Raw genomic sequence first — 24,917 nt, 5'->3', positions numbered from 1 at the left:
ACCTCGCCATTATTGTGTAGCAGCTAACCCTGTACTAAGAAATATAGCAATGAGCGCTCAGGTATTTACAAGGCCCAGTTCAAAGTGCATTTTAGAAAAGGTGTACAAAAAATAATGTGTAAATATGCCAGCGCACATTGCTATAGTTCAGATCAACTTGTGGCCGATGAGTATGGTTAAATTAGACTCAAATATGGCGATCTGGAAATTCGCTTTGCTCAAGACCCTTTCCCACTATATCCAGGAGAAATACTCGAAGAAGATGTAACTCAACTACAAGTAATTGACACAAACCAAACTCTACGTCTCAAAGCAATACGAGATTTTACTGATACAGTTATCGTTGCAGGAGAGTCTCAAACTGTCACTCGTACGACAGGGGATGAATGGTTATTTGAGGGGCCAGGAACTTACACTCCCAGGGTAGAAGTTGAAGTGGTAGTCACAGTTATAGCTAAAATAATTAAACCTAACCAAGCCTTACGACTGCTGGCACGACAAAATTGTATAGATCGTCAAGGTAACAGACGTAGAACTGGGGAATAATGGTTGGTCAGGGAAGAAGGTGCTTATTTGCCTGGAGTAGATGAAGAAATTGTCGATACTATTGATGCCTATGTATTAACCGAACGTCAAGCACTACATCTAAAAGCAAAACGGACTTTTACTGATATTTTTGGTCAGCAACGCAAAGCGGGATATGAATAGTTAGTTACTTTTGCAGATGCTGAAATTCATATTCCCGACGTTTATGAAGAAGTAGTGGGAGAAGTCAAAATCACTACTTTAAGCGATCGCGAATGGTGCATAGTAACTAATCCCATAGATGCAGATGGTAAACCGCAGTGGGGTATGAAAGAAGTGCGTCAGGGCAGAACATCTTTCTTTTTGCACCCAGGAGAAGATTTAGAAACAGGAATTAAAAAGGTCTATATTCTTGGTGAACAAGAAGCACTCCTAATCAGAGTTGAGGAAACTTTCACCGAGGGAACAGGAGCAAACGTTATTACTCGGCAACCAGGAGATTTATGGATGATTACTGGGCCAAGAGATTATATTCCCCCAGTGGAATTAGAAGTATTAGAAAAACTTCAGGCTATTCCCCTAGACAAAAATGAAGGTATATATGTACGGGATGTTCAAAGTGGGGAACTAAAATTAGTCAATGGACCTCAAGCTTATATGTTATCTCCTTTTCAAGGCCAGTTGGCGGTGAATTTGGCGCAGCAGGAAGTAGAAGCAGCACGGATTCGCCATGAGGCTGAGATGGCTCAGTTGAGGGCGCGTCAGGAGACTGAGTTAGCCCATCAGCAGACACTGAATAATTTAGAGATTGAGAAGGCAAGGCAAATGGCTGAAATTACTGCTACTGAGTTTCAGCAAAAAGTGGAGGCTTTGGGGGCTGAGACAATTCGGGCGATCGCTCAAGCTGGCCCATAAATGCAGGCGAGGTTGTTGTAGGGGCTTGGTCTTCAGAGTGTTTTAATTACTGATGGTAAGAGTCCAATTAATCTTTTTGGTACGGCTAATGGGTTGATTAATCCCAATTTAGGGAGTAGGGAGTAGGGAGCAGGGAGTAGGGGAGTAGGGGAGTAGGGAGAAATAATTGATGATTTCTATTATTTCTTCCTGTTACCTGTTATCTCTTTTCTGGAGATATCTATATGTCTATTGAGCAAGTTTCTACTTTTTTATCTCTTCCATATTCTTTGTTTCTTTGTAATACCAAATTCAAAAAGTAAGGCTACTCACCTTACCTCCTGACTACTGACTACTGACTACTGACTACTCCAAACCTAAGTAGCTCAAGTTTATGAAATTGGTATAAGGATTTCCGTGCCTGAATGCTCCACAAACAGTGATTAGTGGTCAGCTCTCATCTTGATTAATAAATGAAGTAAGCATTTTTTAAGACTTTAGAAGTTACTAGGGAAACTTTTAATTCATATTTTTAATTAGATAAAATCTGTCAATGGTAACTTCTGCTTTAAAGGCTATAGTCATTAGTTCTAATGGAGCTGAAAGCTGACGGCTAAATACTTACGTTTCTTTTTAAATTGTGGCTGAATTGTTTATGGTAATTTCATAAACCATAACTGCTACAGCAGCAACTCCAGTTAAAATCATTAATCCCGCAGGCATCATTTTACGAGTTTTTGCTAAACGAATAATGAATGTAATTACTAGAATAGTTGTAATGAGGGTAGAAAATATTAGACCCCAATTCATGCCCATTAGTTGAATAATTCCACTAACAATTAGTAGTAAACCACTGATACTACCAGATATTAAAGATATTTTGCTGCCTACTTTCGTATATCCAATAATGCCCCCAACAATGGCTAATATACCATAGGCGATCGCTGCTATTATGGCGATATTTATAGTCATTATTATTAACTCCTAAAACTAAAACTAACTTATACAGCTTATTTGTGGCAATAGCTAGCCAATTTATCAAAACTTAATATTGCTTAATCAAGATTCAATAATTATTAAACTATGATTAAAAATGAAATTTTCAACTATTCAATAACATTTTTTGAAATATTTCTCGATCTTAAATTGCATCTTAAGTAAATGTAAAAAAATAGTGGTTTATAACTACAAAGAGTAAAATTTATTATAGAATTACATAGATTTACATTACGCCAAAGAAATAGGTAAGTATCCAGTGGTAAGCTATCAGCTATTATAAAGTTTTTTGAGTTTGGGTTAAAATCTCTAACAAATATTGTTTCAGATAGTTTAGTAGGAGTTGAAATCCCCTTATAAACCTAAAAAAAATGCTCCTACTAATTGCTGAGTGCTAAGTGCTGATCCTTTATTTAATAAGGCAATCATATCATTAATTATGTCTTGTTTAGGTTCCCAAGTGTTAGCCAAAATTCAAAACTTACAACAGCAAATAGCATCTCTATTGTTATATAAGTCTGTTCTAAAAAAAACAGTGGGTGAAGCTTTTATCCAATTATTAGAATCTTTGTCTAAAAATGATGGAGTTGCTATAGAATGCCTTCAAGCTTATGGTAACTGGTTTATAAATATTGCTAGTCAAAATATTTCCTGGCAAGAATATCTAATTGCTCAGATTATTCAAGATGATAATCCCTTTAGTCAACAAGTTCAAAAAATAAATATTACCAGCCTATCTCCAAATTTAATTGCAGCTGCAAAACATGATTTACAAATTTTACAAAATCTTTATCAGTGCAGTGGTAAAACAATTAGTCAGTGGGTAAAAACAATAGCTAAATTAGAGAATCCCCCTATTGCGTGGGAAATACAATCACAACAAAAAGAAGCTATCTACGACGAGTTAAAAAAATTAGAAAATTGGGCAGATGCCATTGAGACCTTAGCCACTCATTATCATCATAATGGCACTGGTTTATTTGCTGAATCAATTGCCTTTGAATGGCGTAACGGTCAACTACTTACTATTACTTACCCTGACCCAGTTGAATTAAAAGAATTGGTCGGATATGAATTTCAAAAAGATGCCTTAATCAAAAATACAGAATTTCTCCTAGCAGGATATTCAGCCCTTAATATATTACTTTATGGTAGTCGCGGTTCTGGCAAATCCTCTTTAATAAAAGCCTTATTAAATGAGTATAGTCAACGCAATCTTCGTTTAGTCGAAGTGGCTAAATCAAACCTAAAAGATTTACCATTAATTGTAGAAAAATTACGCGATATTCCACAAAAATTTATTATCTTTGTCGATGACCTTTCCTTTGAAGAAGATGATGATACTTTTAAAGCTCTTAAAGTTGTTTTAGAGGGTAATTTAACTGCTAGACCAACAAATGTGGTAGTCTATGCTACATCAAATAGAAGGCATTTAATTAGAGAATTTTTTAACGATCGCCCTCGCCCAAAAGATAGTGATGAGGTTCATAATTGGGATACAGTTCAAGAAAAGCTTTCTTTTAGCGATCGCTTTGGCTTAACTTTAACTTTTGAACCTGCTAACCAGGATACTTATTTAACAATTGTTAGACATCTGGCAAAACAGGCAAAAATTAATCTAAATCCTGAAGATTTAGACTATCAAGCTTTACAATGGGCTACGAAATATAATGGTCGCTCTGGGCGAACGGCACGACAATTTATTGATTTTCTCAAAGCTAATTTAACAGTTTTTGAGAAGTATTGAAGAAGGTAGTAGGTGGTAAATTTTAGGTTGTAGATTCAATCTAAAACTTATTTAATAACACCTAATATTTTTCCAAAATAGAGATGGTAAAAAAATCATTAATGAGGTACTAAAATGGGTCTTTTCGATCAAGGAACAACAACAATACAAGCTACTGATATTCAATTAGAACCGGCAGAAGCTTTTGCAGCGATCGCTTTAATTGCTGTTGCTGCTGATGGTGTTATTACTAAGAGTGAATCTCAAGGTATTAATAATATTTTCTCTCGTATGCAACTGTTTAGTGATTATCCAAAAGAACGTAAAACAGAAATGCAAGACCGTCTTCTCGATATGATTAAAAATCAAGAAATTAAGCCTTTGTTTGATGCTGCAGTTGCTAAACTTCCAAAGGAGTTAAGGGAAACAGTTTTTGCTGTTAGTACAGACTTGGTTTTAGTAGATGGAGACCTTGCTGAAGAGGAGGAACAACTTTTGAATGAGTTATATAATGCTTTGGAAATTTCTGAAGCAGTAGCTACTAATATTATTGATGTAATGATGATTAAAAATAAGGGTTAATTTAATTACAAAATTAGTCCTGATGAATGTTCAATGAACAATTACTACAATCAAATTTAGTATTGTTCATTGTTCAGAAAAGAAAGAAGGAAGGAGCTAAGGACTGAAAAATCTTGCGTTGTCTGAGTTTTAAGCTTTTGATATGTCCGCACCCTTTGCTTCAACTACTATATATAGTGAGCAAAAACTATAACGTTACATATCTGTAGTGTTTAGAACTCAAAAATCCTTAATTCTTAAATATATGATTTATTATCCCTACCTTTGCTTTAGTGGTAGGTGTTAGATTATCAAAATTTAGGCAAGTACACTATATATAGAGAGCAAAAACTATAACGTTACAGATATGTAGCGTTTAGAACTTAAAAATCCCTAATTCTTAAATATATGATTTATTATCCCTACCTTTGCTTTAGTGGTAGGTGTTAGATTATCAAAATTTAGGCAAGTACACTATATATAGAGAGCAAAAACTATAACGTTACAGATATGTAGCGTTTAGAACTTAAAAATCCCTAATTCTTAAATATATGATTTATTATCCCTACCTTTGCTTTAGTGGTAGGTGTTAGGCGATCGATATTTAGGTAAAGACACTATATATAGGAAACAAAAACTATAACGTTACAGATATGTAGTGTTTAGAACTCAAAAATCCCTAATTCCTGAATATTATGATTAATTGTTCCTACTCTATTTAGGTAAAGAAACTATATATAGAGAACAAAAACTATAACGTTATAGATATGTAGTGTTTAGAAATTAAAAATCCCTAATTCTTAAATATATGATTTATTATCCCTACCTTTGCTTTAGTGGTAGGTGTCAGATTATCAGAATTTAGGTAAAGACACTATATATAGGAAACAAAAACTATAACGTTACAGATATGTAGCGTTTAGAACTCAAAAATCCCTAATTCCTGAATATATGATTTATTGTCCTTATCCTTCCTTAAGTGGTAGATGGCAGGTTGTAGGTTATAGGTATAGAAAATATGACCGTTTTCACAGTATCTATAAATTGCTTGGAATTAAATCTTCAATTGAACCTAAAAGCTTCCACCTAAAACTTTCTTCAACTTAACTATTAAACCTATCTTTATAAATGTCTTTTTACTATACAAGAATAGTTCATTTTCAAGATACCGATGCTGCTGGAGTGGTTTATTTTGCTAATGTTTTAGCAATGTGCCATGAAGCTTATGAGGCATCTTTAGGAGAATTTGGTATTAATCTGAAAGTCTTTTTTAGTAATCAAGAAATGGCTATTCCGATTATTCATGCTAATGTTGATTTTCGTCGCCCGATGTTTTGTGGAGATGAGTTAACTATTGAATTAATGCCTAAAAATTGGGGAGATGATGAGTTTGAAATTTTCTATCAAGTCTTTTTAAAAGAGGCAGGAGATAAGTGGGTGGCGAGAGCTATTACGAAGCACGTTTGTATTCATCCTCAAAGTAGAAGTAGGCAAAAATTATCTGATGAAATGAGGAAATGGTTATTGAGTTTTCCTAGTTATTCAAAAATTAACAATGAATATAAGTAGAGCATTATTTTCAGGAATTGGTGCATAGTAGAAGGAAGAGGGAATAAAGAAAAATATTGCTTTGTCTGAGTTTTAAATTTTTTATCTGTCCTAACCTTTCCTTCGACTGCTATAACTTTTATAAACACTAAAACTAAAGTTTTAGTACTGTTTTTGCCTGCTATTTTTTTCTATCTTTCTTTGTTCAGAACATTCTAGAAACTGAAGCTGGAGTGATAAATATAAATTACAGCAAATTCCTCCCATAAGAAGTACAGAGATTAACAATTAAATGTTTGTAGTGCGGGCATCTTGCCCACAACTGGTGTACCTCATTAAATTGGAATCTACTGTATTATATTTTCCTAGCATTGGCAGGAAGATTTGCTTTAGGACAAATTTCAAAGTGGATAATGGAAAGAATATTCATGTAACAAAATTAAAGTTGAAAAATTTGAACAGACAAAATAATTATAGAGCTGAGTTTAATACAGCAAAATGCAAGTATATGAAGTACAAAAATTTAATACTTCGCTCTTAATAACAGGGTTTAAATAAAACTTTTATTGAAGCATTCAACGGTCAGTCATAACTATTAGCTATTGCTTTTAGTTTACGATAAAAGCTTTATTAATTGTCTTACTGCAAAAGTTAGCTCCCTTGCCCTTAAAGTCTATATTAATTTAAACACTGTCCTATATGAGAGAGTCTTGTTGTTGAGAGCTGACAGCTAATAGCTGTTTGCGCAGCATTCCGTAGGAAATGCTTACAATAAAATAGAAACAGAGTCGAATTTAAGTTCAATAAAATGTCAAAAAATACTTACGCGATTATTGGCAGTGGCGCACTAGGAGGTTTTTACGGTGCAAAACTACAAAAAGCAGGATTAGAAGTTCATTTTTTACTGCGTAGTGATTATCAGCACGTTCTCAAAAATGGCTTAATCATAGAATCCAAAAATGGCGACTTTACCCTCCCTCAAATTAACGCCTATAACAATACTAATAAAATGCCAAAATGTGATGTAATTCTCGTAGCATTAAAAACAACGCAAAACTATTTATTACCAGAATTACTCCCACCTTTGTGCCAAGAAAATAACGTTGTCTTACTCTTACAAAATGGATTGGGTGCAGAACCTGAAATAGCCAAAATTTTTGGTGAAGAAAGAGTGATTGGAGGAGTATCTAATATTGCTTCTAATAAAATAGGTCACGGTCATATTCGCCATGTAGATTATGGTTTGATTAGAATCGGAAAATATGCCACAAATTATCAACCTGCTAGTATTACTAATAAAATGCGTGAAATTTCCCAGGATTTTGAAAGTGCTGGAATACAAGTTAATTTGACTGAAGATTTATTTCAAGAAAGATGGAAAAAATTAGTTTGGAATATTCCTTATAACAGCTTGTCAGTAATTCTAGATGCTCGAACTGATGAAATGATGGGAGACACTCATACTAGAAACTTAATCACAGAAATAATGCAGGAAGTATTGGAGGGTGCAAAAAGTTGTAAGTGCCAAGTTCCAGATAGTTATATTCAAAATATGTTAGACCATACTGACAAATTAAACCCTTATTTAACTAGCATGAAAATTGATTATGAGCGACGACAACCTTTAGAAATAGAAAGTATTATTGGCAACCCCTTACGAATGGCAGGTGCAGCAGGTATTCAGCTAGATAAAATTGGAATGTTGTATCAACAATTAAAATTTTTAGATGCCAGAAATAGACAAGATATTTGAATTGTATGATGCTTCAACTCTCTACCTTCTAATACTAATTACTAGAGGGTATCTTTCAACAATTAATAATTAATAATTAACAATTACCTCTCCTTGAAAAGAAGAGGATTGACTAATCATGAAAATTTTTTCTTCTCTTGGTATCATGGATATGGTGAGGATACCCGCTCTTATCAGAGCTGCTCCGAATTGCGCCATCCCACCCTACGGGAAGCTCCGAAGAGGACCGCTTGTTTCTCCTTCAAAGGAGAGGCTTTAAACCTTAATTATTTGGTAAAAAAAGATTAAAAAAATGGATTGAGGGGATAAAACTCCTGAAAGTGCGAAAAAACTTGTCCAATGTAAAGAACTTGGCCAAAGAGAGGTAATAATTAATAATTAATTGTTTTCCTACGGAATGCTACGCAAACGGTTGTCGCCAACATAAAAATTTGTATAACACTAGGGTATTAAATCTGAGACAAAAAAACCGATAAAATGCTCTTGTTAACTTCTAACATTAAACAGTCTAAAAATTCACAAATCTAATATGAAATTAATCAAAGGCTCAAAAACACCACCCCTCTTTCAGAGACTGCAATTGGTTCTCGCTCCACTCAATACTCTTGAATTTTATGCCAAGAAGTATGGAGATATTTTTACCATGATAACTCCTGCTCCTGCTGAGAAAGCTGTGATCCTCAGCAGTCCGCAAGCTTTGCAGGAGGTATTGACAAAGGATAATAATGAGTATGAAGTTCCTGCTAATAAACTTTTACAATCAGTGTTTGGGGAATACTCAATTTCTTGCTTAGAAGGTGATCGCCACCGTCGAGAACGCAAATTATTAATGCCTCCCTTTCATGGCAACAGAATGCGGAACTATGGTGATTTAATCTGTAACATCACCAAAGAAGTAGCCAGCAACTTAACAGTGAGTAAAACATTTATTGCCCGTAAACTGATGCAAGAAATTACGATGCAGGTGATACTCCAAACTGTTTTTGGTCTATATGATAGCCCCCGCTTATCACAAATTAGGTCAATGTTGACAGATTTTCTTGAACTCACAGCTTCTCCACTCCGAGCTAGTTTATTATTTTTTCCCTGGTTGCAAAAGGATTTAGGCCCTTGGAGTCCTTGGGGTAAGTATCAGCGTCAACAACAAAAACTTAATGAACTCCTATATACAGAAATTGCCACTCGCCGCTCTCAACTAGATCCAAATCGTACTGATATCTTGACCTTAATGCTATTAGCACAAGATGAAGAAGGTCAAGGTATGACAGACCAAGAAATTCGGGATGAGTTGATGACATTGTTATTGGCTGGTCACGAAACCACTGCAACAGCTCTAGCTTGGGCAGTTTATTGGGTTCATAAACAACCACAAGTGTATCAAAAGTTGATCGAAGAGTTGACAACTCTGGAAATAGATGCTGAACCCATGACAATATTCCGTTTACCCTATCTCACAGCAGTTTGTCAGGAAACCTTACGAATATATCCAGTAGTAGTTATGACATTTCCTCGTCGGACAAAACAACCTGTTGAGTTGCAGGGTTATCACTTGGAAGCAGATACAACAATTCGTGGTTCTATTTATTTGACTCACCAACGAGAAGATTTGTACCCAGAACCGAAAAAGTTTAAGCCAGAGCGATTTTTGGAGAAGAAGTTTTCTCCCTATGAATATTTGCCATTTGGAGGTGGCAGTCGTCGCTGTTTGGGAATGGCACTAGCAGATTTTGAGATGCGCTTGGTATTGGCAACTCTATTATCTAATTTCGAGATGGAATTAGCAGAAAATCAACCTGTAAAACCCCAACGTCGAGGAGTAACTTTAGGACCCAAGGGAGGAGTAAAAATGCTGATGAAAGCTAAACGCATACTGTCACAAACAAAACCTACCTCTGTTGCAACTGTATAAAATATTAGACTTGTCGCTTTATAAATTATAAATTCCCCAAAAAACTTGTTCTATAAGCATTATAGCTATTAGCAATTTGATATTGAATCAGAACGCTATTATCCAGACATGATATATAGTAGTTTAACTTAAAAATGAGACGTTTTTTCGTCTGAAACTCCCTCATAGCAAGAAAGCTTTGTCTCAATCTAAAGTTAAATGACTATAACTACCTCTAGGTTATACCAATTCACTTTCGCTGAATAAACAAAGCGATCGCTCCTAAAAAAAACCACCCCATTACACCTGCTAAAGGATTACCATTTATCCCAACTATCCACTCTCCAACTACACTAGAATACTTAACTAAACCACCCACATTAATAATGTAATAACCCCAAACAAAACCAGCATGAATACCAATAGGCAAACCCAATAATTGTTGTTGATAATAAGTCAATTTATCTTTTTCTTTTGGGTTTAATACCCCGCTATCTACACGGTGTTGATAATTAGTTGGGTTTTGAGTCACCATCCACTTCTTCCTTCTTCCTTTCAAAGGGGGGCAAGGGGGGATGCCTTCTTCCTTCTTCCTTTCAAAGGGGGGCAAGGGGGGATGCCTTCTTCCTTCTTCCTTCTTCCTTCTTCCTTCTTCAACTGATCCACGTTTTGCCCAAACAAAGATTAAACCTAACAACACCAAACCAGGAAACTGAAACCAAATCCGCAAAATTTCCTCAACTGGTTTAATAAAGTGTAGTAAGGCATACACAATACTACTTACCCACAAAGCTACTTTTGGTTTGTAGTCTCGCTCCAACTCATCCAATAACCACCCTCGAAATAGTAACTCCTCAGCAAAACCAATACCCACAGATACCAATAAACCTTCCAGAATAAATTGAGGTAACTTTGCTGAAGGTGACTGCCATATTACCCATCCCAGAAACGTTTCTAAAATAAAAAAACCAAACAGACTAACTAAACCTATTCCTAAACCTTGAAAAAAATTCTGAAAGTTGACCCTACTTATTTCTAAACCGTAGTGACGTAGTAGGTGTGGTTGTTGATAAACTTTCTTTCCCCAAAACTGGACTAAAATAATAAACTCTATATATAATAGAGCGATCGCCAATATACTCGCTAAATTTGCATCTCGCCCAAAAAAATATATTGGTGCTGCTAGTGGTATCCAACCCAGAAATAATGTTAAAATAAAAATTCCTATTCTGATAGAAACCGAAAACTTTGCAATTTTGCCAAATGATAAATTAGGCACTACCAACACCTATACAAATGAGAAACCGAGCTTCTCAAGGTAGAAACTCGGCTTCTATATTACAATTAAATCACTCATCAGGTTCTATAGTGCTAGTTAGTCCCTGATTTTTTAAATTTTCGCAATAAAACTCAGCGTGTTCTAAAGCGCAGGTAATCACCAATGCAATACCATTACTGTGAGCTTCCATCATAATATCGACAGCTTGGGGTTGAGTTAGACTCGGCACTGTCTTCATCAATGCTTGCACTACATACTCCATACTATTAAAATCATCGTTATGGAGTAAAACACGATAACGTGGTGCAGGTTTACGGACTGTGGAAGTGGAACGCTTTTCTATAGTCTCGACAGACACTACTCTATCCTGATTAAAAAATTCTAATACGACATAGACACATTAGTCTAGACCAATGCTTAGGCTAGACATAAAGTAGAAATACTTAACTCTGTTCAATAATATTTGCCAAATATTTTACCTTTCAGGAATGCTAACTCATTAGAACTTACCCGAAAACAAACATATAGCTAAATATTATTTGATATATATTTTGGCCTACACTCAAAAATTATGAGCATATATTGGAAATATTATAACATAAAACTTAACATTACTCAACTAGGGGGTTATCTGACTTTTGACCTTTAAATTTTGACTTAATCGTTCTAATTTGAGAATTATGATAGTATTAATCAAAAAATTTCCAAATTAGGTAATTTACTGATGGTTATTTATGCTTACTTAAGGACAAATAACCTACCTGGTAAAATTATACATACTTGCTTGTCAAACTAGGAAAGTAAAAATCTAAATTTAGCTCGTCCACTATTAGTTTATAGCCTAAGCTCCATAACTTAACTTTTATTTATATGAAACGTAGACCTCAAACTACCACCCAACCATCTAGATTCAACTATGCCACTATAGCAATTTTAGGAGGAGTATTTGTTTTAGGTATTGGCATTGGCATTGCCTTTAGCTCTACCGCTAACTTTACTCCCCAAAATGTGGCCTCTCGTGAATTTATCGATCGCAGCGTACCAAACCCAGAACTTTGTGTACAGTTTGGAGCTAGTGCTATGGTAATGAATATGAGAGTTTTCTTGACTCTAAATCCTTTTAACGTATATGTATCTCAACCAAATATGAAACCAGGGTGTGTCATCCGCAGAAATAACTGGTCAATTCTAGAGAAAAGAAACTTAGTCAATAATGAGCAAGTACGGGATTGTAAAAATAGAATGAATACCTTTGGTTATACCGGAGATATTAATGACGATCCAGAGATTAATTGTATCTATCAAAACGATAGTGCTCAAAACCTCTTCTTACCCGATCAATTAGGGCCAGGAAATGCTCCTGACTTTTAAGGGAGTAGGGGTTCTTGAGGACACGGAGAGGGGGAGACACGGAGACGCGGAGAGGGAGTGTCCCCGTGTCTCCGTTTCCTCATGGGGAGTGGGGGAGTAGGGGAGTAGGGGAGTAGGGGAGTGGGGGAGAAGTCAATCCAGTAGTGGAGTGGCATACCTAAAACTGTGCAATAGATGTTTGTTTCTAGGTGTCTTTTTCACCCCATCACCCCATCCCCCCATCCCCCCATCACCCCATCACCCCATCACCCCATCACCCCATCACCCCATCACCCCATTACCCCATCACCCCATCCCCCCATCTCCTAAAAACTGCCAATATCCTCGTAAAACCTAGAACGAGGTAAATCCTTAACTACACGAACTTCTATAACAATATCGCCTTCTAGAGTAACAGAACGAGGAGAAGTAAGAACAACACTACCAGCACCAAGAGCTGCTCCTGCCAGAAAACCAAAACCTGAACCCGTTAACAGTAATAATCCTAACCCCCCACCAGCGCTACTGGCAGCCAAAACTTTTTCATTTACATTAGGATGGCCTCGGAGTAATTCTGATTCAGCAGAAAAAGGAATTAAGCGCTCATCTACATATATAGCCCTGGCGATAAATTTACTTCCGCGAGTGGTAGTATCAAAACCACCAACTACAGGTGTTCTAGCTGGAACTATAACTCTACCAGATTCGTCAACTATCGCCTCTTTGAGCAGCAAAACTTCCTGTATCTCAATATCTCGTGGTAATCTAACATCTTGAGAAGGATAAATTAAACCGATAACTTCTCCTTCCTCTATTAATATAGAAGCATCATCTTCAGATTGTTTTGGCCCCGACGATCCAGGCAAAGGTTCTCCAAAAGTAACCACACTTACTGACTCTGTAGTATTTTTTGATTCTTCTATGGACTCTGGAGGAAGTGAAATAACTGTCTCTTCTTCCTCTCTAGTCTCAAGTGTTGGTGTTTCTTCAACCTGAGAACTTTCCGTTTCCGGCTTTTCATTACTCAAAGCATCTACTATTGGAGACCTAAACCTACCTGGCCTGTCAGTGGGAATGACCAAAAATGGTACAGAAGGCTCCGCAGAAGGCCCTGGGTTTGGTAAAGGAGATTCTTGTTCCGGAGCAGTGTCTAACAAACCTACACTATCTTGCTTTGGTTGAGTAGAAGTTTGATTATCCTCTTCTTCTTCGGTAGTTTGAGAATTTTCTACTTCTGTAGTTTCTGGCTCAGTTGCCTGTGAAGCAGTAGTTTGAGAATTTTCTACTTCTGTAGTTTCTGGCTCAGTTGCCTGTGGATCTGAAATTATCTCTGGTGGCTCTGAGAATGCACCTTCAGCCATAAGTAAACGTAACTGCCAACTATTTTCCTGTGGTTCAACCTGTTCTAATTGTACTTGTTTGCTAGAGATAACCACTTCTGGAGCAAAATCTATAATAACTTTTGCTTGTTCTGGTTGCTCTTGAGAAAGACTAACTCGGCGCACCAAACCTGCCGGATATAACTCAGTCACATCTACACTAACCTCTGTATTGGGAATGTATACAATTAGACGAGCTGGTTTATTTTCTAAAGAAAAACTAGGAGCTGTACCTGATGGGAGAGTAAACTGGAGTTGATTATTGTCTGGGTCAAAAAACCAGTTTGTTAAGAAGGCTGCAAAAACTGGCCGAGTAAAACTCCAATTAATTACCAGTGTTCCTACTAATCCAATAAATTTTAATAAAAATTTTGATTTTAACAGATTTTTTGGAGATAAATATTGATTAGGCATAGCAAACTCCTCACGATTCTCTCAAATCTACAATCATTTTTGATTAACCTACAACCTACAAACTAAAATTTTGGACAAAAATGGTGCATTATATAAAATAAATTAGATAAAATTCAGATTAACATAGAATGGTACAAGCACCAGCAAAGATTAAAACTACAGAATTAGCTACCTTCGCAATAGACTTAATTCGTCAGTCCGGATGTGAATATGGAGATATTCGCTTATGTATTTATCGTTCTCAAAATTTAACAGCTCGCGATCGCTCTCTCAACAGATTAGAAGATAAGGTCAATTCTGGTTTTGGGGTGAGAGTTTTGCTCAATGGTGCATGGGGTTTTGCTGCCAGTCATCGCCAAAGTCTAGAAGAGGTAGCTAGAGTTGTTGCTCTGGCAGTAGATATTGCTAAGGGTAGTCGTCTCTGTCAACAAACACCTGTAAAGTTAGTACCTGTGGAAACCTACCGTGATAGTTATGTTACTCCCATTGAAATTGATCCTTTTGCAGTACCCATTGGCGAAAAGGCAGAATTACTTTTAAATTTGAATGAGAAATTATTGAGTTATGAGGAGCGAGGAGTGAAAAAAGCTGCTTCTTTTCTCCGGTTTACTAAAGAAGAGAAAATATTTGCTTCTACAAATGATTCCTTAATTGAGCAAACAATTTACCGTAGTTATCCTGGGTTTACTTGTACAGCTATTGCTAATGGTGATGCTCAAAGTCGCAGTTACGAACGACCTCCTTTGAATATTGGTTATGAGCATATTAACCCCACGGATCTATTGAGTCAAGTAGAACGGGTTGCTGAGGAAGCAATTGCAAAAGTTTATGCTCCCAAAGGACCTGCGGATGTTCGCTCCACCCTAATTTTAAAACCAACGAATCTATTTTTAACCATCCACGAATCTGTTGGACACCCCACCGAATTAGATAGGGTTTATGGTTATGAATCTAATTTTGCTGGTACAAGTTTTGCCACTACCGATAAAATGGGTAAACTTCAATATGCTGCTCCCTGGGTTAATTTTAAATGCGATCGCACTCAACCAGGTGGTCGTAGTACAATGGGATATGATGATGAGGGTGTGAAGTCACAAGAATGGTATGTTGTTAAGGATGGGATATTAGTTGATTATCTCACAGACCGAGAAACAGCTTACCGACTTGGACGTGGTAGTAGTAATGGTTGTGCTTTTGCTGACAGTTGGTCGAGTGTACCGATGGTACGCATTCCGAATTTGGGGTTAGAAGCGGGTGCTGATGGTGGTAGTCATACTGCTAGTTTAGATGAAATGATTGCTGATACTGAAGATGGGATTTTAATTGATGGTGTTGGTAGTTTTTCTATTGACCAACAGCGACGGAATTTTCAATTTGGTGGAGATGCTTTTTGGCAGGTGAAAAAAGGCAAAGTTGTGGGAATGTTGAAAGATGTGACTTATCATTCGATGACAACAGATTTTTGGAATAGTGTTGATGCGGTGGGAACTGTTGCAGAAAGGGAGCAGTGTGGTACTAATATTTGTGGGAAAGGGGAACCGATGCAGATAGCTCAAATGACTCATAGTTGTGTACCTGTGCGGGTGCGCGATATTGTAATTGGAAGTGCTTCGTAGGTTTTCAACTTGCTTTCCTTCCGAAAAAGAATGTAGGGGCGTTCCATGGAACATTCCTACAAGGGTTTGATCTCAAATCTGGTCGCATCAGTGTTATTCAGCATTGTTTAAGATTAAGAGTCTATATTGTAGGGGCGCCATTCGGAGCTTTGCGGAGCACAAATGGCCATTCGCCCCTACGCATTGTATGATGATCAAGGGAATTATATTACTCTGTGTTCCTTCTGCGATAAATCCTGTCAAGATTATATTCAACAGGACTTACGCAAAGACACTATATATAGAGTTTACCAATTTAGGCGGTCGCTTAAAAAATCAAGTGCGATCGCCTATGTTAGTGAATATTCCATTAAACATCTCTAGAAATTATATTTTTACCTATACACAGGGATTTCAGATTCTTTTTCGGAGATATCTATTAGTTATGTTTTGGAGTTCAGGCGATCGCTCAGAGGAACCTAGTAAGCAGTGCCAATATAGAGATAGTCTGAACGCTAAGCACCATATATAGTGTCCTTGCGTAAGTCCTGTTAATAAACTGTAGTTTATTTGGTGCAGAAATTTATAACGATAAATCAAGGGTCTCAGGGTTTTTTCTCAGAGAGGTTTAATTGGAGAGCGCGATCGCAAATACCTTAACGGGGTTTCTTGCACAATTGCTACTTAAACCCGGAACCCAAATAGCGATGTTTGGGAATCTCCCGCTATAATCTTCGATTTAGCGGGAGAGGATGTCAATGGGTAGGTCAAACACGTTCAACCTCTCGGATGACACCAACTATTAAATTGGCAACGCCCTCAGAATTCTTATTACCGTCCATCAGAATCAACCGACCCAGTCCTGAACAATCCTTGAATGGCTCTGCCGTTAAAGGTTCTTGGACTTCAAATGTAACAATGGCACCATCTCCTTCCTCAATCTTAGCGGGGTTCTCAGCGATGGTGCGACCCCTTCTATCTAGTTGACGCTCGATAGCAGTGAGGCGGACTACAACCTGGGCACTATTGATAAGGACTGTGGTCTGGTAGCCAACTTCAATCGAACCACAATGAGATTGCACAATAACCTGAGCTTGGAAGCTCCGAATCCTGCCAATAGAGGAGTCGGATTTATGAACCATGACATCACCAACATGGGGCGAGTTAGCATGGGAAATACCATCGAGAATAAAATTGACAATGTTACCCTTCTTAGCGGAGGTGGTCTCCTCATGGCTAATCTCTAGATTGGTAATTCTAGCTGTGCAAGGGTTGGAGTTGGTGTGAGTGGGGTAAAAGACAACTTCATCTCCCGGCTTAAGGATTCCACGTTCAACATGTCCCATAAATGAAAATCGACCATTACCAATCTGTAGGTTATGGTCGTCCCCGGGTTGAAATACTCTAGAGACACAGGTACGCATGGGTCCAGAGTCATCTGAAGGTAGAAGAAAGGTATTAATAGCCTCGAAGAGGGTTTTAAAAGAAGCTCGTACCAAATTCCCGTACCTGTTCATCATCTCAATATGAGTACCTTGATACCAACTCATATTACTTGCTGGTTCCAAGAAGTTCTCACCTGTCCATCCAGAGATAGGAATAAACCTAATTGCTTTCGGATTGTAGCCAATTTTTTTGAGAAGTTCACTCATTTCTAGAACAATCTCGTTGTAGCGCTCTTGGTCATAGTTAACAGCATCCATCTGATTGACAGCAACAATAAGCTGCTTGACACCAAGGCAATAGAGTATGAAAGCGTGTTGGCGAGTTTGTCCGTCCATAGCATAGCCAGCTTCAAAGCTTCCTTTTTTGGCATCAACCATGAGTATCGCAGCATCAGCTTGGGAGGCCGCACTAATCACTTGATCAATGGCATGGGGAACATCAATGAGATGGCAGAAATATTTCTCCGTTTTTATTCTCCAGTAGTTCACCTCTAGGGTCATACCTCGCTCGCGTTCCTCCGGAGTTCTATCCATGACCCAGGCATACTTGGAAGACCCCTTTCCCATTTCAAGAGACTCTTTCTCAAACGTAGATATCTGACGCTTGGTAATCGAGCCGCATTTGTAGATCAAGTGTCATAGGGTGGTGGACTTACCGGAACCAGCGTGACCACATGCAATGATAGAAAGGTGAAGGTGATCGTTTAGAGACTGAGCCATAATAATCTTAGTTATATTCAACAACTGATTAACCATCTTACACTCTATTCAACTCTCAAAAATAGACATCTCCGGAAAAGAGGGAGTAGGGAGTAGGGAGTAGGGAGTAGGGGGAAATAATTGATGATTTATGTATGATAATTGATTTTATTTTTGATTATTGGAGATGCCTAATGTAAACTTTCAGGCGTTAGTGAATATAGAATGCTATAGAATAAAATTGTTGTCAAACTCAAGAAAAAATGTACTGTCCCAAATGCCAATCTTCTCGTTATAAGAAAAATGGTTTTCGTCGGCAAAAACAATCTTATCGTTGTCACGACTGTGGACATCAATTTGTTGAATCTCCTAAACCCAAAGCATATCACCCTGAAGTTAAACAACTATGTCTTAAAATGTATTTTAATCAGGACTTACGCAAGGACACTATATTAAGTGTTTTTACTCTTGTTTGAAAAATGCCCAAAATCTTGAGGCGATCGCACTTGATTTTTTAAGCGTTAGCGGAGCTTTGCGTCAGCAATCGCCTAAATTGGTAAACGCTATATATAGTGTCTTTGCGTAAGTCCTGTTCAAGTTTAAAATAACATAGTCAAGTTGATGATTCAATCTGATAAATTTGATAAAAATATATTCAAACTAATTCAAGTTATTTTACCTGAATTAATCGGCTTTTTAGGATTTATAACTATATGGCAACTACTAGCAATGCACTATAGTTCAATCATTCTACCTTCTCCTCTAGAAACTCTAGTCGCTCTGAAAAATTTGGCAACGGCAAATAAATTAACTTTAGCTATTTTAACTACTAGTTTAAATGCAATTAGTGGCTTCACAATAGCAACATTAAGTGGCAGTTTCCTCGGAATAATAGCTGGTATAAAACCTTTGATTAGTCGAGCGGTCAGACCTCTGATTACTGCTTTGCAAGGAGTACCACCTAAAAATTAAGGATAGAACAACTGGTTTAATCCCATCTAGAAAAGGTGTAACTTCAGGAAGTGAGCCAAATTGATTGTAGAGGATAGTTGCCTATGGAGTGCCAATAACTGGAACAAATATGACTCGTTTAGCGTTTCAAAGAAATACTAATAATACTGTTGATATTGGTAAATTATTCTATCGTTTTCCCGTTGGCAAAAAATTTAGAGTTCATGTTGATGCCATTGGTGGTAGATTTAATATGAATGTTTCTGATAACTTCAACAGACTTTTTGCAAATAGAATATCAGGGGCAATTTCTAGGTTTGGACGCTTCAATCCTATCTATGCCCAAGGGGCACGAGGTGCTGGAGTAACAGTTGTTTATAATATTAATAAATCCGTAACTTTATCATTAGGATATTTAGCAAGAGACCCGGAAAACCCAAGAGAAAGTAATGGATTTTTTAATGGTAGTAATGCAGGTTTAGCACAACTAGATATTCGACCAAGCGATCGCCTCCGTTTTGGCGTTACTTATGTACGTTCTTACTATCCAAAAAGGAAGTTATTTGTCTCAGCAGCAACAGGTAGTAGAAGAGCAAATGCACCCTTTGGTAATTTAGTTCCCACTTCCGCAGATCATTTAGGTATTCAAGGAAGTTGGCGTGCTTTGAATAATTTCACAGTTTCCGGTTGGACTGGATGGAGTTTTGCTGATGCTGAAAAATCTGTTGGTCTTGTTAAGGAAGGAGATGAAGCAACTATTTTTAATTGGGCAGTTACTTTAGGATTTACTGACTTAGGTAAACAGGGAAGTTTGCTTGGTTTTGTAATTGGAAATCCACCTAAAGTAACTGATACTGATAATGGTCCAGATGATGATGATACAGCTTGGCATTTGGAGGGTTTTTATCGTTATCAAATTAATGACAATATTTCAATTAATCCGGGAGTTTTAGTAGTTATTAATCCCGAACATGACGAGGATAATGAAACTATTACTGTGGGAATTATTCGGATGATTTTTTTGTTTTAGGAAAAGAAGGAAGAAGGAAGAAGGTAAGCATTTCCTGATGAATTTGTTGAGGCATAACATTTAAACAAAGTATCGATCGCCAACTCTATGTCTACTCTACTCGTACCCATCCTCTGAGTACAAAATATGAAAGTCGCTTAACAGTAGAACGATCTTCTGTGCTTAGAGAATCGTCTAATACAGCAGCCATGAGGCCATAGCAGTCTAATTTTGTGAGAAAGCCACTTTTGGCAGCAGAAGCCATAATTTCGTTGATTGCACCGGGAAGTAAGTTAATTTGAAGCATTAAGATTAATCTTAAATTCTATATTTTAATCATCCACTCTTTTTCCTGATTTGGTAGTGATTAATGGTACAACCAACCGTGATTTTTTGGTGTTGATCGAGTGAAGTAGATATGTAAGTTTTTGTGATGTTTGTCATAATGTTACATTTATTACAGGACTTACGCATAAATACCACATATAGTAGAGGTTAAGTACAATTTTTCACTACAGATGGTGTATGATTTCATATTTTGCGTAAGTCCCGATTATTGATATTATTTGGGCGAAAGTACTAGAATCAGAGTAACTAATAACACTGCTACAGAGAGTATTCCCACAAATGATAGAGCTTTGCGATAAGCACGAGCGCTACTATCTAACATACCTGGATAAAATTTCCGTAGTTGCCCTGTTTGATATAACTGCTCTAGGTAATAGCTGTCGTAACGAGCCATTCGAGCAAAAGGTAACTCTCCCTGAGTGCGTTGAGGTAAAATTCGGCAACGTTGATAGGGAACAAAGTTATAGCCAAAATACTTGTCATATTCTTCGCTGTTTAACAGGTCATTGACAAAACCATGAAGTCCCTTTGTTGCCAATACAATAGACCAGGCAAGTTTCTCTTGATTGTTATAGACAGGGCGTCCTAAAACCCTTTGAATACAAAGCTCAACACAACGATAGTTACTGTTGCTATCATAGATCAGTCGCCGGAATGACTCAGAAAGCAACAAACCTTGAATGAAATCTTTCATTGTGATCTGACCATTGCGCAGTTGAGACTCCAGAGCAACCTGTCGATGTGCTGCGATCATTTGCTGCTCATTGAAAATTTGCCGATAGGCTGCCCAGATAATCTCATCCATCTCTGTAGCAGTAGGCAGGTTCTCTAAACTGTATTGTATAGGATATTCATCTCCAGGGACATCAAATCTTTGAACCCGATGGTTTTGACTAGAAAGTGGGTAGTACATTAAAGGAATTGTCATTGATAAAATCCTGTAAAAACTAAAAATTATAAGACTAGACTATACCATAGAGTGAATTACCTAAAAATTCCTAAGAGAATGTTTGTAAATTTTTGTAAAGGAAAGGAACACCTTTAATTTAGTTATTTATTCCAAACTTTGTACTCTGAAATACTCAATATATATCTCCAGAAGCGAAGTTTTTGCCCAGGTGGTACAAGGGTTTAAGATTAATTATCGGAGATTTATAATTGGTGAGGAGTAAAAAAACTTTATAATTATTTACAAAATAATTATTTACAAACAACTTCTAGGTAATAGAGTTGTCAAAACATATTTGAGCTATTAGCTGAAGCAGGAGAGTTTCGACTTAGTTAACAATTTGCGATACGGAGCGCGAAATAATACGCTAGTTCTCACAGGCAAGTAGTAACGATGGTGACGCTTTGTATCTTCTGCACTAATCGCGACTTAAACATTTCTTTGGTCTATCTATATAGACATAGACCTCAGAAGAAATCCCGCTCCCTACTAGGAAGGGCGCAGTCAGGGTTTGAGGATTTTTTCTGATGTTGATTGACAAAGACTTAAATGTAGGTATAGACTCAACAGATGCGGTTGGCTTGACCGTCAATGCCTGTGGATGAGTAACCGCCGACGGCCTCACAAGAAGCAGGAAGTAAACATCAATTTGTCACGTTATGTGAAGCTTTGTGTCAGTTTTATAGAGCAGGAAACATAGTAAATATCCGATGAACTAAGGCAGCTATGCTGAGAGCAGAGGGCAGAAGGAACAATTGGATGGGGTTTTTATACCCTTGTTCCCCTAAAGGTAACAGGCGAGTCAGAATTCCCTTCTGCCTACTGCCTCCTGCCTTCTGCCTTTCCTGATAAAAATTAGGAATATTAACTTCTGCCCTTCTTCCCCTGCTCAAGCAAACAAAGTTACAAAATTCCCGCTCGCCCGATTTCTATAAGGATAAAGCAGGCAAAAACTACACCGCCTAGTCCTCCAATGAGAAAACCAGAGGTAAACAAACTCCATTCCTGATAAGTTTGTAGGTTCTCCGGTAAAACGCCTCTTGGTTCTCTAGAACCTTGAAACACTACCGCCCCATAAACAAACAGACAGATACTTAAAATCACTACTAAGCCAGATGCACTACCACCTCCAGCCAGAAGAGCTTGGTCGGTGTTACGCAATGGTCCGAGCTTGAGAAAAGGCCCTAATAATAGGTAGCCATGAGCCATGCCAATTTCTAGACCCCGTGCAATAGGAGATAAACCATTGCGGTAAATTGGCAAGTTCTTAACCCAAGTGATGGTAAGCTGACTGGAATTAATTGGGGTTGCCAAATTACCCAATTGAGGATTGTTCTGGAAAGGCTGTACAATACCAGTCACTAGAGATTCGTTATTAAACTGAGTGTCTCCATAGAGGGCACCGGGATTGAACTTCATATTACTGAAGACAAATCCACTGGCGATCGCTCTAGCTCTGAGACCATGCCAAAAGTGACCTGCCAGTAGCAGACAGGCAAAGATGAGTTGGAACAACATCAACCAGGTACGAGGAGTAATTGTACCATCAACATTAGTCATACCTACAGGACCATAAAATACTGAAGGATAGACTGTATCATTCACCCAGACAAAGTAGGCAGCGAAAAAGCCCATGTAAGCTAGAGCAGCCTGACTATAAGCAAGATATGCTTCTCCAGACCAGACAAAAAGACCCTTAGCCCATTTTGTAGGAGCAGTATTAATATGCCAGAGACCACCCAGAATACAGATACTACCAATCCAAATGTGACCGCCTATTACATCTTCTAAAGAGTTGACAGCAGCCATACCCTTCAACGTCCAGCCATCAGGGGTGATACCGACGAGGTAACCGAAGATAGTCTGTGGGTTGAGAGTGGGTTCAGTAATCAGTCGCACATTGGCGATCGCCGGGTCATACAAACCATCAAAATACATAGCTTTGGCTACTAGCAAAAATGCTCCCATCCCCAGTAGCAGTAGATGAATACCAAGGATAGTAGTCATTTTCTTGCCATCATTCCACTGATAGCCAAATCCCTTTTCATCAAGTTTGTCAGGTCCAAGCACGGCATGGAAAATGCCACCAGCGCCTAGAATTGCTGAACTAACGAGATGGATAACACCAATAGCAAAGTAGGGATAAGTATCAATAATTTCACCATTTGCGCCAACCCCTATACCCAGAGTCGCCATGTGGGGCAGCAAAATCAGTCCTTGGTCGTACATGGGTAGACTAGGATCGAATTTTGATAGCTCAAACAGAGTCATTGCTCCAGTCCAGAGTACGATCAACCCTGCATGAGCAATGTGCGCTCCCAATAATTTTCCAGACAAGTTAACAAAGCGAAAATTACCTGCCCACCAAGAATAAGGTTCTTGGGAATCACTAACATAGTTCGCAACATCAACATTATTATCTGTTGAAAAGCCTAAAAACCTCAATGGATTTGATTTAGTTACAGTCATAACTAACTTACTTGACCTCTTGTAAATGTGACTACTCTGCCTTCGGTGAAGCTATAACCTGCTGCCCGGAGGGCGTGGAATATATGTCCTTGCAGGAAGAAAAATCCTAACCAGAAGTGAGCATTTGCCAACCATACTCTTGCAGTCAAGGCTCCATCAGTACTAACAAACACAGGAAAGCGATCGAACACCAGAGTCAAAGTTGGTCCGAAAAATTCTGTGGGAAATACCAGGGAGTTAACGGACACAAACAATGTTGCGACAAATGCCATTAAGCTGACTGCGCCAATACTGTAAGACAAATATGCTTCTCCTGACCAGACAAATAAGCCTTTAGCCCAGTCAAAGGGTACGGTGCGAATATGCCAGATACCACCCAAAATGCAGATAGCACCAATCCAAATGTGACCGCCTACTACATCTTCTAAAGAGTTAACACCAGCCAGCCAGAAACGTCCTTCTGTACCAAATAGGTAGCCGAAAATGGTAATAGGATTTAGAGTGGGATTTGATATTACTCGTAAATTTTGAACTACTGGATCGTATAACCCTCCAAATGCAATCGCTTTTGCTACAAGTAAAAATGCTCCGATTCCTAATAAGACTAGATGGATACCCAGGATAGTTGTCATTTTACCTGGATTATCCCAGCTATAGCCAAAGAAAGAAAATTTGTCTTCTAGTTTAGATGGACCTCTGAGAGCGTGGAATATACCACCTGCTCCTAAAAACGCCGAACTAATCAAATGCAGTACCCCAATCACAAAGTAGGGGTAGGTATCAATGACACCTCCTTCACCAACTCCAAATCCCAAGCGGGCTAGATTAGGCAGTACAATTAAGCCCTGTTCGTACATTGGTAGGGAGGAATCAAAGTTGGCAACTTCAAACAAAGTAATAGCTCCAGCCCAGAGTACAATTAAGCCAGCATGGGCTACATGAGCGCCCAATAGCTTGCCAGATAGGTTAACAAGCCGAGCATTACCTGCCCGCCATGGGATTTGCAGATTCTCATCTGTTACGACAGTCATTACTATTGTTCTCCTTATATAATTATCATTTTCTTTATGGCTTTAATACCCCACCGTCACTTGCGATGTTCACGCATTACTTGGGGGAGCGTAGACGCGGAGTGGCTT

Annotated in this window: 22 protein-coding genes and 1 pseudogene; 14 read left to right on the top strand and 9 right to left on the bottom strand. The window is 37.9% G+C overall.

Annotation, left to right across the window (positions count from 1 at the left end):
- Positions 1 to 180 precede the first annotated feature (180 nt).
- The 4 genes and pseudogenes from F6K06_RS20020 to F6K06_RS20005 all read left to right on the top strand — a co-directional run.
- Positions 181 to 363: pseudogene (locus F6K06_RS20020) on the top strand (hypothetical protein); the annotation flags it as partial.
- A gap of 72 nt (positions 364 to 435) precedes the next feature.
- On the top strand, positions 436 to 546 hold the full coding sequence (locus tag F6K06_RS20015; RefSeq protein ID WP_240038895.1) for a hypothetical protein: 111 nt from the start codon (positions 436 to 438) through the stop codon (positions 544 to 546).
- A 3-nt stretch (positions 547 to 549) separates the two neighbouring features.
- Complete coding sequence (locus tag F6K06_RS20010; RefSeq protein ID WP_240038894.1) at positions 550 to 708, top strand: hypothetical protein; 159 nt, start codon at positions 550 to 552, stop codon at positions 706 to 708.
- 54 nt (positions 709 to 762) lie between these two features.
- On the top strand, positions 763 to 1,440 hold the full coding sequence (locus tag F6K06_RS20005) for a hypothetical protein (RefSeq protein WP_240038893.1): 678 nt from the start codon (positions 763 to 765) through the stop codon (positions 1,438 to 1,440).
- 612 nt (positions 1,441 to 2,052) lie between these two features.
- Here the strand turns inward: F6K06_RS20005 and F6K06_RS20000 are convergent.
- Entirely contained in the window at positions 2,053 to 2,385 is a 333-nt protein-coding gene (locus F6K06_RS20000) for a TMEM14 family protein (protein WP_124144439.1), read from the bottom strand.
- Between the two features lie 469 nt (positions 2,386 to 2,854).
- Here F6K06_RS20000 and F6K06_RS19995 point away from each other — a divergent pair, with 469 nt between their 5' ends.
- The 5 genes from F6K06_RS19995 (at position 2,855) to F6K06_RS19975 (ending at position 9,912) form a co-directional block, all read left to right on the top strand.
- On the top strand, positions 2,855 to 4,162 hold the full coding sequence (locus F6K06_RS19995; RefSeq protein WP_287242866.1) for an ATP-binding protein: 1,308 nt from the start codon (positions 2,855 to 2,857) through the stop codon (positions 4,160 to 4,162).
- A gap of 114 nt (positions 4,163 to 4,276) precedes the next feature.
- Positions 4,277 to 4,723, top strand: a complete 447-nt coding sequence (locus F6K06_RS19990) for a tellurite resistance TerB family protein (protein ID WP_124154419.1) — start codon at positions 4,277 to 4,279, stop codon at positions 4,721 to 4,723.
- 1,107 nt (positions 4,724 to 5,830) lie between these two features.
- Positions 5,831 to 6,271, top strand: coding sequence for a thioesterase family protein (locus tag F6K06_RS19985; protein ID WP_124154418.1), 441 nt, complete (start codon positions 5,831 to 5,833; stop codon positions 6,269 to 6,271).
- A gap of 787 nt (positions 6,272 to 7,058) precedes the next feature.
- Positions 7,059 to 8,003, top strand: a complete 945-nt coding sequence (locus F6K06_RS19980; RefSeq protein WP_287242869.1) for a putative 2-dehydropantoate 2-reductase — start codon at positions 7,059 to 7,061, stop codon at positions 8,001 to 8,003.
- Positions 8,004 to 8,532: 529 nt separating this feature from the next.
- Positions 8,533 to 9,912 (top strand): cytochrome P450, encoded by a 1,380-nt coding sequence (locus F6K06_RS19975; protein ID WP_287242871.1) that lies wholly within the window; start codon positions 8,533 to 8,535, stop codon positions 9,910 to 9,912.
- Between the two features lie 229 nt (positions 9,913 to 10,141).
- Here the strand turns inward: F6K06_RS19975 and F6K06_RS19970 are convergent, their stop codons facing one another.
- Entirely contained in the window at positions 10,142 to 11,170 is a 1,029-nt protein-coding gene (locus tag F6K06_RS19970) for a CPBP family intramembrane glutamic endopeptidase (protein ID WP_287242873.1), read from the bottom strand.
- A gap of 70 nt (positions 11,171 to 11,240) precedes the next feature.
- On the bottom strand, positions 11,241 to 11,528 hold the full coding sequence (gene clpS, locus F6K06_RS19965; RefSeq protein ID WP_124144428.1) for an ATP-dependent Clp protease adapter ClpS: 288 nt from the start codon (positions 11,526 to 11,528) through the stop codon (positions 11,241 to 11,243).
- A gap of 512 nt (positions 11,529 to 12,040) precedes the next feature.
- Here clpS and F6K06_RS19960 point away from each other — a divergent pair.
- A complete protein-coding gene (locus tag F6K06_RS19960; protein ID WP_287242875.1) occupies positions 12,041 to 12,541 on the top strand; it encodes a DUF3172 domain-containing protein in 501 nt (166 codons plus the stop codon).
- A 305-nt stretch (positions 12,542 to 12,846) separates the two neighbouring features.
- Here the strand turns inward: F6K06_RS19960 and F6K06_RS19955 are convergent, their stop codons facing one another.
- Complete coding sequence (locus tag F6K06_RS19955; protein ID WP_287242876.1) at positions 12,847 to 14,313, bottom strand: AMIN domain-containing protein; 1,467 nt, start codon at positions 14,311 to 14,313, stop codon at positions 12,847 to 12,849.
- A 128-nt stretch (positions 14,314 to 14,441) separates the two neighbouring features.
- On the opposite strand from F6K06_RS19955, the gene F6K06_RS19950 reads away from it, so the two are divergent.
- On the top strand, positions 14,442 to 15,929 hold the full coding sequence (locus tag F6K06_RS19950; RefSeq protein WP_287242878.1) for a TldD/PmbA family protein: 1,488 nt from the start codon (positions 14,442 to 14,444) through the stop codon (positions 15,927 to 15,929).
- A gap of 746 nt (positions 15,930 to 16,675) precedes the next feature.
- Here the strand turns inward: F6K06_RS19950 and F6K06_RS19945 are convergent.
- The gene (locus F6K06_RS19945) at positions 16,676 to 17,986 is read right to left on the bottom strand and encodes a GTP-binding protein (RefSeq protein WP_124154414.1); all 1,311 of its coding nucleotides are present in this window, start codon (positions 17,984 to 17,986) and stop codon (positions 16,676 to 16,678) included.
- A gap of 329 nt (positions 17,987 to 18,315) precedes the next feature.
- Between F6K06_RS19945 and F6K06_RS19940 the strand changes: the two genes are divergently transcribed.
- The 3 genes from F6K06_RS19940 (at position 18,316) to F6K06_RS19930 (ending at position 20,033) form a co-directional block, all read left to right on the top strand.
- Positions 18,316 to 18,528: an IS1 family transposase gene (locus F6K06_RS19940; protein WP_124144423.1), complete on the top strand. Its 213-nt coding sequence runs from the start codon at positions 18,316 to 18,318 to the stop codon at positions 18,526 to 18,528.
- 145 nt (positions 18,529 to 18,673) lie between these two features.
- The gene (locus tag F6K06_RS19935) at positions 18,674 to 19,024 is read left to right on the top strand and encodes a hypothetical protein (protein WP_124144422.1); all 351 of its coding nucleotides are present in this window, start codon (positions 18,674 to 18,676) and stop codon (positions 19,022 to 19,024) included.
- A gap of 88 nt (positions 19,025 to 19,112) precedes the next feature.
- A complete protein-coding gene (locus F6K06_RS19930; protein WP_287242881.1) occupies positions 19,113 to 20,033 on the top strand; it encodes an iron uptake porin in 921 nt (306 codons plus the stop codon).
- A 91-nt stretch (positions 20,034 to 20,124) separates the two neighbouring features.
- Here F6K06_RS19930 and F6K06_RS19925 read toward each other — a convergent pair whose 3' ends face one another.
- From F6K06_RS19925 to F6K06_RS19910, 4 genes are all read right to left on the bottom strand, one after another.
- Positions 20,125 to 20,319, bottom strand: coding sequence for a hypothetical protein (locus F6K06_RS19925; RefSeq protein WP_124144420.1), 195 nt, complete (start codon positions 20,317 to 20,319; stop codon positions 20,125 to 20,127).
- A 255-nt stretch (positions 20,320 to 20,574) separates the two neighbouring features.
- Positions 20,575 to 21,288, bottom strand: coding sequence for a phycobilisome rod-core linker polypeptide (locus F6K06_RS19920; RefSeq protein ID WP_287242884.1), 714 nt, complete (start codon positions 21,286 to 21,288; stop codon positions 20,575 to 20,577).
- A gap of 924 nt (positions 21,289 to 22,212) precedes the next feature.
- Entirely contained in the window at positions 22,213 to 23,778 is a 1,566-nt protein-coding gene (locus F6K06_RS19915) for a chlorophyll a/b binding light-harvesting protein (protein ID WP_287242886.1), read from the bottom strand.
- Positions 23,779 to 23,780: 2 nt separating this feature from the next.
- Positions 23,781 to 24,809, bottom strand: coding sequence for a chlorophyll a/b binding light-harvesting protein (locus F6K06_RS19910; protein WP_124144417.1), 1,029 nt, complete (start codon positions 24,807 to 24,809; stop codon positions 23,781 to 23,783).
- Positions 24,810 to 24,917 lie beyond the last annotated feature (108 nt).

The sequence above is a fragment of the Okeania sp. SIO1H4 genome (assembly GCF_010672695.1).
Lineage (GTDB): Bacteria > Cyanobacteriota > Cyanobacteriia > Cyanobacteriales > Microcoleaceae > Okeania > Okeania hirsuta.
Note: the sequence above shows the minus strand (reverse complement) of the source record. Positions and strands in the feature narration are given on the sequence as shown.

Coding starts and splice junctions, on each gene's coding strand:
- F6K06_RS19985 (WP_124154418.1), top strand. CDS start 5,831: ATGTCTTTTTACTATACAAGAATAGTTCATTTTCAAGATACCGATGCT.
- F6K06_RS19960 (WP_287242875.1), top strand. CDS start 12,041: ATGAAACGTAGACCTCAAACTACCACCCAACCATCTAGATTCAACTAT.
- F6K06_RS19980 (WP_287242869.1), top strand. CDS start 7,059: ATGTCAAAAAATACTTACGCGATTATTGGCAGTGGCGCACTAGGAGGT.
- F6K06_RS19990 (WP_124154419.1), top strand. CDS start 4,277: ATGGGTCTTTTCGATCAAGGAACAACAACAATACAAGCTACTGATATT.
- F6K06_RS19920 (WP_287242884.1), bottom strand. CDS start 21,288: ATGACAATTCCTTTAATGTACTACCCACTTTCTAGTCAAAACCATCGG.
- F6K06_RS19955 (WP_287242876.1), bottom strand. CDS start 14,313: ATGCCTAATCAATATTTATCTCCAAAAAATCTGTTAAAATCAAAATTT.
- F6K06_RS19910 (WP_124144417.1), bottom strand. CDS start 24,809: ATGACTGTCGTAACAGATGAGAATCTGCAAATCCCATGGCGGGCAGGT.
- F6K06_RS19940 (WP_124144423.1), top strand. CDS start 18,316: ATGTACTGTCCCAAATGCCAATCTTCTCGTTATAAGAAAAATGGTTTT.
- F6K06_RS19925 (WP_124144420.1), bottom strand. CDS start 20,319: ATGCTTCAAATTAACTTACTTCCCGGTGCAATCAACGAAATTATGGCT.
- F6K06_RS19915 (WP_287242886.1), bottom strand. CDS start 23,778: ATGACTGTAACTAAATCAAATCCATTGAGGTTTTTAGGCTTTTCAACA.
- F6K06_RS19995 (WP_287242866.1), top strand. CDS start 2,855: ATGTCTTGTTTAGGTTCCCAAGTGTTAGCCAAAATTCAAAACTTACAA.
- F6K06_RS19950 (WP_287242878.1), top strand. CDS start 14,442: ATGGTACAAGCACCAGCAAAGATTAAAACTACAGAATTAGCTACCTTC.
- F6K06_RS19975 (WP_287242871.1), top strand. CDS start 8,533: ATGAAATTAATCAAAGGCTCAAAAACACCACCCCTCTTTCAGAGACTG.
- F6K06_RS19935 (WP_124144422.1), top strand. CDS start 18,674: ATGATTCAATCTGATAAATTTGATAAAAATATATTCAAACTAATTCAA.